This is a genomic window from Streptomyces sp. B3I8 (genome assembly GCF_030816915.1).
In the GTDB taxonomy this organism is placed as follows: Bacteria; Actinomycetota; Actinomycetes; order Streptomycetales; family Streptomycetaceae; genus Streptomyces.
Window position 1 is genome coordinate 7,482,614 of record NZ_JAUSYN010000002.1, and the last position, 13,712, is coordinate 7,496,325.

Genomic DNA, 13,712 nt, shown 5'->3' on the forward strand with positions numbered 1-13,712 from the left:
TGACCTTCGCCATGTTTATTCTGCGGCGGGAGGCCTCGCGGGGGAAAGCTGGGCGAGCTGCGGCCGGGCAGGCGAAAGGCGGCAGCTGCGTTCACTCGTGCCGGTCTGATCTGGCGTGATGCCGGGCGCGGTCGGTGCCGGGCGGGTGGCAGTGACGGTGTCGCCGGCACCGTGCGGCGGTCGGGCGCGGGCGCGGCCGTCGGTGCTGCCGCACTCCTGACAAAGGAGTGGGTTGCTGATACCACGGAATCGGTGATGCGCACGCTGCCGAAGACGATGGCTGATTTCTCGTCCATCGTCCGAAAACAGGCCCCCACTCTCCTCTCACGACCTTGCCGCGGAATCGCCTCGACCACGACGCGCGAGCCGTTCACCGCGGATCATCGCGGTTTCGGGCGTCTTCACGGCCTGCCGGTGGAGGCGTATGACCAGTGTGCCCTGCGGCTGATATCACCCGGCTACCGGTCAGGAAAGGATGTGGAAACCACTGTGCCTCGACACCGGAACATCGGCGCCGGCAGGGAAACGGGTGGAGGAGGGCAGCCGCCGGACCCGGAGGGCCGACTGCTGCCCGGCCGTCTCTCCCGTCTCCCGTCGCCCGGAGGTCGGCTGTGGCCCTGGAGGTCGGCTTCGACCTCGGTTCGGTGGCGGGCACGGGGCCGAGCCGAGGCCCTTGTCGGTCTCAACCCCCGTCGATCCCGCGCGGGCCTTCCGCCGGCCCCGGTGGGCGCGCGCCGCGGAGAGGCGCGACGGATGCCGGGCCGGTCACAGCTCTGCCATGGCCCGCAGCTCCGCCGTGGTGTTGCGGTGCGGGAACGGTTCCTCGGGCACCGGTACGTCCAGGGCGCGGCACAGTGGCCCCCATCCGTCGGCGGGGGACCAGTCGACCAGCCGGTCGGCCGGCACGTGCGAGCGCACCTCGTCGTTGTGCGCTTCATAGGCGGCTTTGGCGGCGCTCTCGTCGGACCACGCGGTCGTCAGATGCTCGACAGTCGTGAGGCGGCCCAGTTCGATGATCCGCGCGTCCGCGTGCTCCGGGTGCGCCAGGTGCCGCTCCAGCACGGGGACAACCGTCTGCGAAAAACTGCGCCACCATTCGTCGGTGTCACGGGCCGAAAGCACCACGAGCGCCTCCGGGAATACGCTCTGCAGCTCACGCCAGAACGCCGACGTCGGGCCGCCGACCGCGGCACCGTAACCGTCGAAAAGACTCTCCCAGCCGGACGAGGGGCTTCCTTCCGCGAAGGCTTGTTCCCACGGCGGGACATGCTCGGGGCGCTGGGTCACCTCAAGCATGTGGTAGCACTTCTGGCCCAGCAGTACGCTCAGGCCGAGATGGAGAGAGAATGTACCGGTGCGTCCGATTCCTGCTCCGATGACTCGTAATGACACTGGCGATCTCCGTTCGTTTCGGCGCAGTCGGCTGGAATTTACGAGAAGCGACCTTGCTCTGTCAATGAATGACGATTTCACGAAGCGGAGAATTTTTTGCAGGCGATCGGGTTTGACTTCAGGTAAGGGAGAATTTGTCCCTCGCTGAGACGGTTACCGGATGGAAACGCAGACGGGAGAGAATTCAAGCCAGGGCGGCGCGCGAGGGGCCCCCTTGACATTCCGAGGAAGGCTGGGCAACTCTCGTGGGAAGGTAAGTCTGCTACTCCGTGACGTGCGGACGGGCGAGCAGGCGGGAGCCGCCCGCGTGAATTGTTCGCGGCATTGTCCGCACCGGAATAAGAGTCACCGCGTCCGTGTGCCCGGCCCGGACACCCGTGAATGCTCTCCGACACACGATGACCAGGCATTCCTCGACGACGGACCGATGACGCGGATGCGCCATTCCAGAGGTGGGACGCCGTGCCGGCACAGCCCTTAGTCCACTGCGACCAGGAGAAAGGAGGAGCAGTTGCAGCCGACGAGTCCGCGACTGCTTGACCAAGTCAATGACACGATGCACGCCGGAGCGCGTGCTCTTTGGGATGTGCAGCGGCCCGACGGGGTTTTCGACTACGGGGCGGAGGGATGGACCTCGGTCCTGGCCACAGTGGGTGCCGTCTCCGCGCTGCACTGTGCCGATCCCGTGCGGTCCGCGAGCCTTGTCGAAAAGGGCGTGGAGTGGCTGTGCCGCAACCAGGCCGCCGACGGCGGCTGGAGCACCATTCCCCACACGCCGACCGAAGCCGGTCCCACCGCGGTCGCCGCCGCGACCTTGCAGCAGCTCGCGCCGGAGCGGGCGGGCGAGGCTGTCCGTGCGGCGCGGTCGTGGCTCGAGGATTTCGGCGGGCTGGAAGCGATTCCTCATCGGGAGATGGCTGCGGTGTGCCGGCGGTTCTACGCCCGTGCCGGCTGGCTCGACCCCGAGGACCTTCCGCGGCTTCCTCTGGAACTCGCCGCCTTTCCCCGGCTGTTCCGTGAGCTGCTCGACTTCCGCGCCCCTCTCGTCGCCGCCGCGGCGCTCGCCCAGGCCCGTAGTCGTCCGCAGGGCCCGGTGCGGCGGGTGCTCAACCGGGTGGGCACGCCCCCCGCGCTGCGGCTGATCCGGCAGATCTATGAACACGAGGGGATGACGGGGGAGTTCAGCGAGGATCCCTGGGCGGCCGGCCTGACGTGCGAGGCACTGTCACGCTCCGGTGCGGCACCGGATCTGGTGGCGTCGACTGTGGAATGGCTGCGGTCGAAGGCGAATCCGGACGGTTCGTGGAACATGATGCCGCTGGATCTGACATGGTCGGTCTATGCCGTCGAGGGCCTGGTGGAGGCCGGTTACAGCGCCGACCCACGGCTGGCTTTGTCCCGGTCGCTGTTCCACGACCGTCAGCAGGAAAGGCCTTTCACCGCTTTCGGCTGTCCGGCGGGTTTCTGGGGCTGGTCCTCGCCTCATGGCTGGCCGGCCGCGGTGGAGACCGCCGAGATCACGTCCGCGCTGGCGTGCATGCCGGAGGGAGGCAAGGACGAGCACGTCGCCCGTGGTGTGGCGTGGCTGCTCGCGCAGCAGGATGGCCGGGGATCGTGGAGTCTGTGTGTCCGTAACACCAGGGTCGACAACTGCGGCCCCTGCCCGCACACCACGGCCCAGGCCCTGGTCGCGCTGCTGAACGCGGGAGTGCCCGCGGACGGCCGGGTCGTGCGGGCGGCGGTGCGCTGGCTGCTGGCCGGCGGGCGTCCGGACGGCTCGTTCGACTCGGTGTGGTACCGCAGTTACACCTCCGGTACGTCGGTGGTGCTGGAGGCGCTGGTGAAGGCGGGGGCCGGCGGGCATCCCGTCGCCCGGCGGGCCGCGGAGTGGCTGGTGCGCACCCAGCGTCCGGACGGTTCGTGGAGTACCGGGGACGGGATCACGCCGGGAACGGTGGAGGAGACTGCGTGGGCGGTGTGCGCCCTGCTGGCCGGCCGGCGCGGCACGGATGACGAGGCGGTCCGCCGGGGTGTCGTCTGGCTGCTCGCGCAGGGAACCGACGGCCGGTGGCCGCAGGCACCGGTCAGCGAGTTCATCCGTGGCGCATCACGCTTCCCGAACGGCGGACTGACCAACGGCCTCGCGCTGCGCGCCCTCGCGGCCTTCCTCGACGCTTACGGGCACCGGGCCGTCTGACGCGCGGTGGGCGTTGGCTGGTGTGTCGGGTGCCGGCCGGGGCTGGTGTGCTGCCGGTTCGTCCCGTCGCCGGCGCTGCGTGGGCGCGGTCCTCCACGTCTCCTCCGTCCAATGACGTCCTCCTCGACGTCGGTGCCCCATCGGGCACTGCTCCATCGGTCACTGCCTCGTCGAGGGACGCCGGGCACGACGCATCGCCGGGGTGATCGACGAGACCGATCAGTGCGGCGAGACGGCGGCCGGCCGCCAGCGGACCGGCGGCCTCTGACTCCAGCCGTGCGTGCTCGACCAGCGGTCGCGCCGACGACTCGGCATCGACGTGGCGGGCATCGATGGACGGCAGGAGCGTGGCGAGCAGTTGAGCTGCTGAGCCCGGCGATGAACAGCTGCTGGATGAGCTGCACCCGCGCCACGGCCGAGGCCGGGCAGAGGCGCCGGCCGCCGGTGGTGCGCCGCGGCTTCAGCCGCCCCTGCTCTTCGAAGCCCTACGGCCACCTGAACGTCGAGGAGGGCGCCGACGTCTACGGCATCCACACCGCCTCCGCCCAGGGCTCCTCCGACATCCATCTGTTCTCGGTCGGCCGCGACGGCGCCACCGTCACGATCGTCCGCCGGGCCCGGCTGGGCACCTCCAAGGACGCGGAGGTGGCGGGTTTCAAGACCACGACCGTCACGGCGGTGAACAAGCTGTACCGACCCTTCAGGGCGCCCAGGACTTGAGCATGTCCCTCATGCTGTCCGTCAGGGCGAACTGCAGCAGCGGGCCGTAGGTGACCCGGCCGACGCCGAGGCGGCGGAAGCGCTCGAGGTCGTGCTTGACGGGGTGGGCCGTGGAGTTCACGGGTACGCCGACCGCGCCGGTCACGGCGGCGAGCAGCTCGTCGTCGTCCTGGATGCCCACCGGGTAGACGCTGTCGGCGCCGGCCTGTTCCAGTGCACGCAGCCGCTCGATCGCCTCGTCGAGGACACCGGAGGCGTCCTGCGCGTGCAGGAAGAGGTCGGTGCGCCCGTTCACCCAGAGCGGGACCCCCGCGTCGTCGGCCGCCGCGCGCAGGCCGGCGACGAAGGCGGCGTGCTCCTGGGTGCTGCGCACGCGGCCGCCGTCGGAGTGGACGGTGTCCTCGATGTTGAGGCCCACCCCGCCGGCCTCGACGAGCCCGGCGACGAGGTCGGCGGGCTTCTGCCCGTACCCGGCCTCCAGGTCCACCGACACCGGGACGTCGACCGCCGCGATGATCGGTGCGACGGCGGCGATGACCTCCTCGAAGGTCTGCCCCTCGTGGTCGTCGGCGCCGCGGGAGTCGGCGAGGGGGTGGCTGCCGATGGTCAGCGCGGGGAATCCGGCGGCCACTGCCGTGCGCGCGGACCAGACGTCCCAGACGGTCGGCAGCACGAGCGGCCGGTGCCGGGCGTGCAGCTGCTTGAGGCGTTGAGCGCGCTCAACGGTGGTGTGGAGGGTCATGCGGTCAACGCTACCCCGGCACCGCCGACCATCGGACGGACGACGGGCGTTCACCGCTCCCGCACGTCACCTCAGGTGCGAAGTGCGGTGCGGAGGAGTGCGCCGCCCTGACGCGCCGTCGTACCCGAGGGCGCGTCAGCGTCCCACGCGGCGGCGCGTGCCGGATCGCGCGAGGGCGCCCGCAGCGCGCAACGGCACCCGGGGTGCGCACGGGTGCGTCCACTCGGTCCGCGCGCCCCCTGCCCCGGCGCGAACGGCAGGGGCAGGGTGGGCGGAAGCCCGGGGGGAAGCCGCCCCGGCGCGCCGCCTCGGAAGGGCTGGGTGGTTCCGGTGGACGAGGGGCGTGACGAGGTCCGTCTCGACGGTCGCGTGGTCGTGGTGACCGGCGCGGGGAGGGGACTGGGCCGGGAGTACGCGCTGCTCCTCGCGGCGCGCGGCGCGCAGGTCGTGGTCAACGACGTGGGGAGCGCGACCGACGGGCACGGCACGTCACCCGTGCCCGCGCAGGCCGTGGTGCAGGAGATCCGGGCGGCGGGCGGGCAGGCGCTGGCGGACGGGCACGACGTTGCCACCGCGGCCGGCGCGCACGCCCTCACCGCGGCCGCGCTGGAGCGGTTCGGGCGACTGGACGCCCTGGTCAACAACGCGGGCATCTCGATCCTGCGCCCGCTGGCCGAGCTCACCGACGACGAGTGCCGGCGGGTGCTGGACACGCACGCGGGCGGGACGCTGAACATGCTGCGGGCCGTGTGGCCGCACATGGTCGCGGCCGGGTACGGGCGGATCGTCAACACCTGCTCCGACGCCCTGTTCGGCGACACCGGGCTCAGCGCGTACGCCGCGGGCAAGGGCGCCGTGCTCGGCCTGACCACCTCCGCGGCAGCCGAAGGAGCCGCCCACGGCATCAAGGTCAACGCGGTCGTACCCGTCGCCGCGACCCGCATGTCCCTGGAGGCGGTCCGGGACGACGCACGCACGACCGCGCTGCTGACCGACCTGTTCCCCGCCCGGCACGTCGCCCCGGTGGTGGCCCTGCTGGCCCACGAGGACGCCCCCTGCACCGGCCACCTCCTGCACGCGGCCGGCCGCCGCACCGCCCGGATCTTCCTGGGCGCCACCGAAGGCGTCGTGTGGACGCACGACCCCACACCGGAGGCGGTCCGCGACGGCTTCGCGCGGATCAGCGACACCGGGACGTTCCGCACACCGGCGAGCGTCAGCGAGTCCATGGGCTTCTCCCTGGCCCGGCTGGGCGCCGGGGCGGCCGGGACACCCGTCCTCGACCTCACGACCCCGGCCGACCGCGCATGACGCGCGCCCGCCCGCCCCGCGCCGCCCGCCACGGCTCCGGGAGGGACCCGTGCCCCAGGACATGACCTTCGGCCTCCCCGCCGCCACGCAGACCGGCCCCGGCCTCGAAGGTGCCCGCCGGCACCACCTGGACTGGGTGCGCCGCATCGGCCTGGCCGCCGACGAACGCTCGTTGGCCTGGTACGTCTCCTGGGACATGCCGCGCCTGGCCGCGCTCGGTTTCCCGCACGCCCGGGGCCCGGCCCTGGACCTGCTGGCGGACGCGATGGGCTTCTTCTTCGTCTTCGACGACCAGTTCGACGGCCCCCTCGGCCGTGACCCCGCCGAGGCCGCCCGCGTCTGCCAGGTGCTGATCGACATCGCGCACGGCGCCCCGCCGCCGCCCGGCGCCGACCCCTGCACCACGGCGTTCGCCGACATCCGGGCCCGCAGCACCGCCGGCGCCCACCCGGCCTGGACCGCCCGTACCGCCCACGAGTGGGAGTACTACTTCGCCGCGCAGGCCCACGAGGCGCGAGGCCGCCTGCGCGGCACCCCGGCGGACCTCGCCACCTACATCGAGGTCCGGCGCGGCATCGCCGCCACCGACCTGCCCCTCTCCCTCGGGGAACGCGCGGCCGGTCTCACCGTCCCCGCCTCCGCCTTCCACAGTCCCGAGCTGCGCCTCATGCGTCGGGCCGCCATCGACGTCACCCTGATGTGCAACGACGTGTACTCCCTGGAGAAGGAGGAGGCCCGCGGCGACATGGACAACCTCGTCCTCGTCCTGGAACGGGCCCGCCACCTCACCCGTGGCGAAGCCCTCACCGCGGCCCGCGACGAAGTGGACCGGCGCGTGCGGCGCTTCCACCGCCTGGCCGCACAGGTCCCCACTGTCGGCGCGCAACTCGCCCTCACCGAACGGGAACAGGCCGACGTCGCCGCCTACGTCCGCGTCATGGCCGCCTGGATGAGCGGCTACCACACCTGGCAGACCGGGACCCACCGCTACCGCGAGGCTCCCCGGGTCGTGCCTCCTTCGGGCCCGGGCCACCTCGACCAGCTCCTGCACACCGGCCCCCACCGCCCGCCACACCCCGAACCGGGAACCTTCCCGCCTCGGTGACGGGCCCACTCCGCACCGCCGCCGCTCTTGCCGGCGACGGGCGACACGGCAGGGATCAGACGGGGAACCGGTTCGTGCCGACGGCCACCTCGTGTGGGACGCGTCGCCACTGCTCCTCCCCTCCGGACAGGGGCTGGGCCGGGCCCCAGGTCGGCTGGTGCGCGGTGGTGACGTGGTGCAGCAGGCGGACGAGCCGGGGACCGGCGGTGGCGGCGCCGTCCGGAACGGCGGGACCGTGGGCGGCGCGCGGTTCGGCGGAGCGGGCCAGTTCGCTCTTGTAGGAGCCCACGGCGACGGCCCCACCACCCTGCCCAACCGCTCCGCCGCCGACACGAGCTGTACGCCCTGCGCATCGACGCCGTCGCCGGGGCGAGCGGTCACATCGACGCCGTCGCCGTCGCCGTCGCCGACCGCACCCGCACCGACACGGTCACCACTGTCCACCGCCTCGGCCGGGCCGGGTCCGGGAGCACCGGCCGCCGGCCGCACGGCAGCGGGACATCGCCGCGCTCGCGGATGCCGGCCGGACGCGGGAGCGGCCACGGACAGCTCCCGGATGTCTTGACAACATGATTGGTCTGGACCAAGTTGAACGTGCTGCGCCCCTCCAACTCCCCTGATCCCGGAGGCCCTTGTGGACCGCGCTCGACGACCCAGATCCGTTCTCGCCGCGCTCACGGCCGCCCTGCTGACCGTGCCCGCACTCACCGCGCTCTCGTCGCCCGCCGGCGCGACGGACGCGGACCTCGCGGTCAACGGGGGCTTCGAGTCCGGCCTGACCGGGTGGACCTGCACGGCCGGCACGACCGTCGACTCACCGGTGCACGGCGGACGTTCCGCGCTGCAGGCCGTCCCGGCCGGCAGCGACAACGCCCAGTGCACCCAGACGGTGACCGTCCAGCCCGACGCCCAGTACACCCTGTCCGGGTACGTCCGCGGCTCCTACGTCTACCTCGGCGCGAACGGCACCGGCACCACCGACGTCTCCGCCTGGGCCCAGTCCGCCCCCGACTGGCAGAAACTGAGCACCACCTTCCGCACCGGCCCCGCCACCACCAAGGTCACGATCTACACCCACGGCTGGTACGGCACCGGCGCCTACCAGGCCGACGACATCACCCTCGTCGGCCCCGGCGGCAGCGGCACCGGCCAGCCCCCCGCCGCCCCGGCCGGCCTCAAGACCACCTCCGTCACCTCGTCCTCCGTCGGCCTGTCCTGGTCGGCGGTGACCGGCGCGACGAACTACGCGCTCTACCGCGACGGGGCCCGGATCCATACCGTGACCGGCACCTCGGCGACCGTGTCCGGCCTCGCGGCCTCGACCGCGTACAGCTTCCGGGTGACCGCGGTCAACGCCGCCGGCGAGTCCGCGAAGTCCGCAGCCGTCACCGCCACCACCAACGCCGGTACCGGCGGCAGCCCGTCCGACCTGCCCGCCCACGCCCTCGTCGGCTACCTGCACGCCAGCTTCGCCAACGGCGCCGGCTACACCCGCCTCGCCGACGTCCCCGACAGCTGGGACGTCATCGACCTGGCCTTCGGCGAGCCCACCTCGGCCACCTCCGGGGACATCCGCTTCAACCGCTGCCCGGATGGGGGCACCTCCCGCACGAGCGAAGCCGAGAGTGGGGGAGAATGCCCCGGCGAGGAGAGCGACGCCGACTTCAAGGCCGCGATCAAGGCCAAGCAGGCCGCCGGCAAGAAGGTGCTGATCTCGATCGGCGGCCAGAACGGCCAGGTCCAGCTGACCACGACGGCCGCCCGGGACGCCTTCGTCTCCTCCGTCTCGAAGATCATCGACACCTGGGGCCTGGACGGTCTGGACGTCGACTTCGAGGGCCACTCCCTGTCGCTGAACGCCAACGACACCGACTTCAAGAACCCCACCACGCCCGTGGTGGTGAACCTGATCTCGGCCCTGAAGACCCTGAAGGCGAAGTACGGGACGAAGTTCGTCCTCACGATGGCCCCGGAGACGTTCTTCGTCCAGAACGGCTACCAGTTCTACGGCACCGGCAAGTGGGGCGGCCAGGACCCGCGCTGCGGTGCCTACCTCCCGGTCATCCACGCCCTGCGCGACGACCTGACCCTGCTGCACGTCCAGGACTACAACTCTGGCCCGATCATGGGCCTGGACAACCAGTACCACTCCATGGGCGGCGCCGACTTCCACATCGCCATGACCGACATGCTGCTCACCGGCTTCCCGGTGGCGGGCGACCCGAACAACGTCTTCCCGCCACTGCGCCCCGACCAGGTCGCGATCGGCATGCCGGCCTCCACGAACGCGGGCAACGGCTACGTCTCCCCGGCCGAGGTCACGAAGACCCTGGACTGCCTGACGAAGAAGACCGACTGCGGCTCGTACTCCACCCATGGGACCTGGCCGACGCTGCGGGGCCTGATGACGTGGTCGATCAACTGGGACCGGTTCGCGAACGGGGAGTTCCAGAAGACCTTCGACGGCTACTTCGGCTGAGCCCGGCACAAGGCACGGGTCGCGAGGCACAAGGCAGGGCGGCCGGGCCGGGGTCGTGCCTGCAACCCTGCCGAGGATCAGGCCGGCGGCGGCCGAAAAGCCAAGCTGACCTCGCGCTTTCATGAAGCGGGCTGTCCGGCAGGCGGTCAGGAAAGCAGAAAGCGCCTCTGACCAGCAAGAATGAGGATTGTCTAGGTCCTTGTTCCCGCTGAAGTCAGAGGCACTTCCCAGGTGAAGCGCCCTATCGGGTCCTATCCCCGTGTTCGCGTTCAGGACGACGGCCGTCAGGTCGTTACCCAGCCCGGGTCGGTCCTGCTCGTCGAAACAGTCCGCACGATCGGCCTTGACCGGGCCATATCCGCAGCTCTGGCTCCGTGGCGGAAGCCGCGGGCCGTCCACGATCCCGGCAAGATGCTTCTGGACGTTGCTCTGGCAGTCGCTCTCGGCGGGGACTGCCTCGCGGACGTGGCGATGCTGCGGTGTGAGCCGGCCGTGTTCGGCCCGGTCGCTTCCGACCCGACCATCTCCCGCCTGATCGGCACGCTCGCTGCCTCCGGCGAGGAAGCCCTGCAGGCCATCCGGCCCGCGCGGTCCGAAGTCCGTGGCCCGGTCTGGTCGTTGGCGGGCAAGAACGCCCCGGACGCCGACGGACAGGTCACGGTCGACCTCGACGGCGTCCTCGTGATCGCGGCTTATCGTCCGGAAGGAGCGGCCGCATCCCGGGGCCCAGTTGAGGATCACGGACGCGGACGGCATGCGGATCACGACCGGCCGGCAGCGGATCCTCCGCCTCAACCGGCACTGACCCTGAACAGGTGAGATCACCACCGCGCTCGGACGACTCGCGCTCCTGCCCAGCCCAGGCTGACCAGCAGACTTCCCGTCCCGACGAAAGCACCACCCGATCCCGGGCAGTGGAACCCGGCGCCCACCCGACGCGACAGCCGGGCCGCCGGCCTGCCCACCATCAGCTCCAGAAAGCAGGACGTCCACCGACTCCGTCGGCGGACCTTCGCGAAAGATCGAGGCTGACGGCTCTCTGGTTGCAGCCCTCATCGCTCGGTAGCAGACTTGAGAGTGAGATTTCCGACCGATTCCCTGCGTCCGTAATGGGCTGATTGATCCGTACGGAATGGGTGCGGTGCTCGGCATCATAATTCGTTCCTCGATCGCGTGATCATGATGCAGTCCCAAAAGGTTCGAAAATCATGACGACTATCCGTGATTCCAGCGGTATCTCGTTCGAGGCGCCATCACCCGTTCGTCTCGAAGCTGATAGCAGGGGGATTGATTCGGCGGTTTCGGCGTGGACCGCGAACGGGTATGAGGTCACGATCGACAGGGGACCTTTTGCCGATCCGCTTACCCAGTATGGCGCACATCGTGAGTACGTCACTTTGCGCGAATCGGTAAGCGGGCGTGACGTTCGTATCGTTGAGTTCGTCGACAGCGATGGCTCCATGGTGGCCGGTGCACATTTTCCGCATAGGCTTGATGGCGGAACAGGGGAAATTGCTGATCCGATAACAGTGATCGTCAGGCTGGATCCTGGGTCTTCAAGAGATGTGGCTCTAAGCATTATCCGAAGCATCCGATTTCCTGTCGCGGGAAACGAAAGAGGAGAATGACATGGCGCAGGCAACTGTCACTGCCTTTCCCGAGGTTGCGAAACTGCCCACCGTCGACGTCGGGGATACGGCAAAAGGGTTGGACGCAGTACAGGGATTCCTTTCCCGATTCGGCTATCTGCCGAAGAGTCACAGAACGAGCAAGGTCGACGAGACCACCTCTCGTGCGCTGAAGAAGTATCAGGAATTTCACGGTATCGCGACAACTGGCGCGTTCGACGAACACACGCGTACGCTGATGACGCAGCCGCGGTGTGCCATGGCCGATCTGCGTGATGGCATAGAGTTCGCCACCACATGCGGTTGGACCCGTCGGAATCTCACCTTCGCCTTTGACACTGGGACCGACGACATCACAGGATCCCAGGAGTTCGACGCCGTCCGTAACGCCTTCAACTCGTGGGCGGGCGTTGTCGGATTCACCTTCAATGAGGTCGCGACGAATCAGAGCCCTGACATCCTGATCGGATGGCGGCCGGCGAACGACCCTGATCACAGCATGGTCGGCGGTGTTCTCGCGCACTCCGACTTCCCGCCGGGTTGCGGAGTCGTCACAAACGGCAGCCTGCCGAAGCCCGTTCACTTCGATGACTCGGAGAACAGCTGGAGCATCGGATCCGCAGTGGGTTCCTTCGATGTGGAGTCGGTCGCTCTGCATGAACTCGGTCACATACTGGGTCTAGGTCACTCAAGTGTGTCCGGAGCTGTCATGGCGCCATCGATCGGGCCGAACTCAACCAAGAGAACTCTCACTCAGGACGACATCGATGGCGTACGCAACCTGTATGCCCCCAGTGCGTGGTCGGGGTGGGAGTCTCTGGGTGGCGTCATCACCAGTAACATCGCGACCTGTGTGAACTCGGATGGGCGGATGGAGTTCTTCGCTCGCGGCACCGACAACGCCGTCTGGCATCAGTGGCAGACGGCTCCGAGTAATGGCTGGTCGGGGTGGGAGTCTCTGGGTGGCGTCATTACGAGCGACATCGCGACCTGTGTGAACTCGGATGGGCGGATGGAGTTCTTCGCTCGCGGTACGGATGGTGCGGTGTGGCATCAGTGGCAGACGGCTCCGAGTAATGGCTGGTCGGGGTGGGAGTCTCTGGGTGGCGTCATTACGAGCGACATCGCGACCTGTGTGAACTCGGATGGGCGGATGGAGTTCTTCGCTCGCGGTACGGATGGTGCGGTGTGGCATCAGTGGCAGACGGCTCCGAGTAATGGCTGGTCGGGGTGGGAGTCTCTGGGTGGCGTCATTACGAGCGACATCGCGACCTGTGTGAACTCGGATGGGCGGATGGAGTTCTTCGCTCGCGGTACGGATGGTGCGGTGTGGCATCAGTGGCAGACGGCTCCGAGTAATGGCTGGTCGGGGTGGGAGTCTCTGGGTGGCGTCATCACCAGTAACATCGCGACCTGTGTGAACTCGGATGGGCGGATGGAGTTCTTCGCTCGCGGTACGGATGGTGCGGTGTGGCATCAGTGGCAGACGGCTCCGAGTAATGGCTGGTCGGGGTGGGAGTCTCTGGGTGGCGTCATCACCAGTAACATCGCGACCTGTGTGAACTCGGATGGGCGGATGGAGTTCTTCGCTCGCGGTACGGATGGTGCGGTGTGGCATCAGTGGCAGACGGCTCCGAGTAATGGCTGGTCGGGGTGGGAGTCCCTGGGCGGCGTCATCACCAGCAACATCTCCGTCAACGTGAACTCGGACGGGCGGATGGAGTTCTTCGCTCGCGGCACCGACAACGCCGTCTGGCACCAGTGGCGGACACACGCATAGTTGGCAGGCACTCAGGGTGCGAACCCACGGCGTTTATGCCTCACGGGTATCCGAATAGCGGAGGACGGGTGTGTGAGATGACAGGGACGAACGGAAGTTATTCCTCGGCCGCTGCGGTGGGCGTGCAGCAGCAGGGGATGCCGCAGGGCGGTATGGAGCCTCGCGCCGGGAGTACGGTGGGCGTGCAGCAGCAGGGGATGCCGCAGGGCGGTATGGAGCCTCGCGCCGGGAGTACGGTGGGCGTGCAGCAGCAGGGGATGCCGCAGGGCGGTATGGAGCCTCGCGCCGGGAGTACGGTGGGCGTGCAGCAGCAGGGGATGCCGCAGGGCGGTATGGAGCCTCGCGCCGGGAGTACGGT

Annotated in this window: 10 protein-coding genes and 1 pseudogene; 8 read left to right on the plus strand and 3 right to left on the minus strand. The window is 69.5% G+C overall.

What is annotated here, in order from left to right; genetic code table 11:
• Positions 1–765: 765 nt before the first annotated feature.
• Positions 766–1,473, minus strand: coding sequence for a sulfotransferase family protein (locus tag QFZ64_RS35015; protein ID WP_307071519.1), 708 nt, complete (start codon positions 1,471–1,473; stop codon positions 766–768).
• A 475-nt stretch (positions 1,474–1,948) separates the two neighbouring features.
• Between QFZ64_RS35015 and QFZ64_RS35020 the strand changes: the two genes are divergently transcribed.
• Both QFZ64_RS35020 and QFZ64_RS35025 read left to right on the plus strand, forming a co-directional pair.
• A complete protein-coding gene (locus QFZ64_RS35020; RefSeq protein WP_307071520.1) occupies positions 1,949–3,589 on the plus strand; it encodes a prenyltransferase/squalene oxidase repeat-containing protein in 1,641 nt (546 codons plus the stop codon).
• A gap of 393 nt (positions 3,590–3,982) precedes the next feature.
• A complete protein-coding gene (locus tag QFZ64_RS35025; RefSeq protein ID WP_307071521.1) occupies positions 3,983–4,309 on the plus strand; it encodes a hypothetical protein in 327 nt (108 codons plus the stop codon).
• On the opposite strand, the gene QFZ64_RS35030 is transcribed toward QFZ64_RS35025, so the two are convergent.
• On the minus strand, positions 4,290–5,051 hold the full coding sequence (locus QFZ64_RS35030) for an isocitrate lyase/phosphoenolpyruvate mutase family protein (RefSeq protein WP_307071522.1): 762 nt from the start codon (positions 5,049–5,051) through the stop codon (positions 4,290–4,292). The two genes, QFZ64_RS35025 and QFZ64_RS35030, sit on opposite strands and share 20 nt — an antisense overlap.
• A 330-nt stretch (positions 5,052–5,381) precedes the next feature.
• Here QFZ64_RS35030 and QFZ64_RS35035 point away from each other — a divergent pair, with 330 nt between their 5' ends.
• Together QFZ64_RS35035 and QFZ64_RS35040 are read left to right on the plus strand one after the other, a co-directional pair.
• Positions 5,382–6,362 carry an SDR family NAD(P)-dependent oxidoreductase gene (locus tag QFZ64_RS35035; RefSeq protein ID WP_307071523.1) on the plus strand — a complete coding sequence of 327 codons (981 nt, stop codon included), beginning with the start codon at positions 5,382–5,384 and terminating at the stop codon, positions 6,360–6,362.
• A 49-nt stretch (positions 6,363–6,411) separates the two neighbouring features.
• Positions 6,412–7,467 carry a terpene cyclase gene (locus QFZ64_RS35040; RefSeq protein ID WP_307071524.1) on the plus strand — a complete coding sequence of 352 codons (1,056 nt, stop codon included), beginning with the start codon at positions 6,412–6,414 and terminating at the stop codon, positions 7,465–7,467.
• 55 nt (positions 7,468–7,522) lie between these two features.
• On the opposite strand, the gene QFZ64_RS35045 is transcribed toward QFZ64_RS35040, so the two are convergent.
• Positions 7,523–7,756: a hypothetical protein gene (locus tag QFZ64_RS35045; RefSeq protein ID WP_307071525.1), complete on the minus strand. Its 234-nt coding sequence runs from the start codon at positions 7,754–7,756 to the stop codon at positions 7,523–7,525.
• A 345-nt stretch (positions 7,757–8,101) separates the two neighbouring features.
• Between QFZ64_RS35045 and QFZ64_RS35050 the strand changes: the two genes are divergently transcribed.
• The 4 genes and pseudogenes from QFZ64_RS35050 (at position 8,102) to QFZ64_RS35065 (ending at position 13,354) form a co-directional block, all read left to right on the plus strand.
• Positions 8,102–9,946: a chitinase gene (locus QFZ64_RS35050; RefSeq protein WP_307071526.1), complete on the plus strand. Its 1,845-nt coding sequence runs from the start codon at positions 8,102–8,104 to the stop codon at positions 9,944–9,946.
• Between the two features lie 231 nt (positions 9,947–10,177).
• Positions 10,178–10,666 (plus strand): annotated as a pseudogene (locus QFZ64_RS35055) (transposase); the annotation flags it as partial.
• 488 nt (positions 10,667–11,154) lie between these two features.
• On the plus strand, positions 11,155–11,574 hold the full coding sequence (locus QFZ64_RS35060) for a hypothetical protein (protein WP_307071527.1): 420 nt from the start codon (positions 11,155–11,157) through the stop codon (positions 11,572–11,574).
• 1 nt (position 11,575) lies between these two features.
• Positions 11,576–13,354: a matrixin family metalloprotease gene (locus QFZ64_RS35065; RefSeq protein WP_307071528.1), complete on the plus strand. Its 1,779-nt coding sequence runs from the start codon at positions 11,576–11,578 to the stop codon at positions 13,352–13,354.
• Positions 13,355–13,712 lie beyond the last annotated feature (358 nt).

Coding starts and splice junctions, on each gene's coding strand:
- QFZ64_RS35020 (WP_307071520.1), top strand. CDS start 1,949: ATGCACGCCGGAGCGCGTGCTCTTTGGGATGTGCAGCGGCCCGACGGG.
- QFZ64_RS35025 (WP_307071521.1), top strand. CDS start 3,983: ATGAGCTGCACCCGCGCCACGGCCGAGGCCGGGCAGAGGCGCCGGCCG.
- QFZ64_RS35030 (WP_307071522.1), bottom strand. CDS start 5,051: ATGACCCTCCACACCACCGTTGAGCGCGCTCAACGCCTCAAGCAGCTG.
- QFZ64_RS35060 (WP_307071527.1), top strand. CDS start 11,155: ATGACGACTATCCGTGATTCCAGCGGTATCTCGTTCGAGGCGCCATCA.
- QFZ64_RS35065 (WP_307071528.1), top strand. CDS start 11,576: ATGGCGCAGGCAACTGTCACTGCCTTTCCCGAGGTTGCGAAACTGCCC.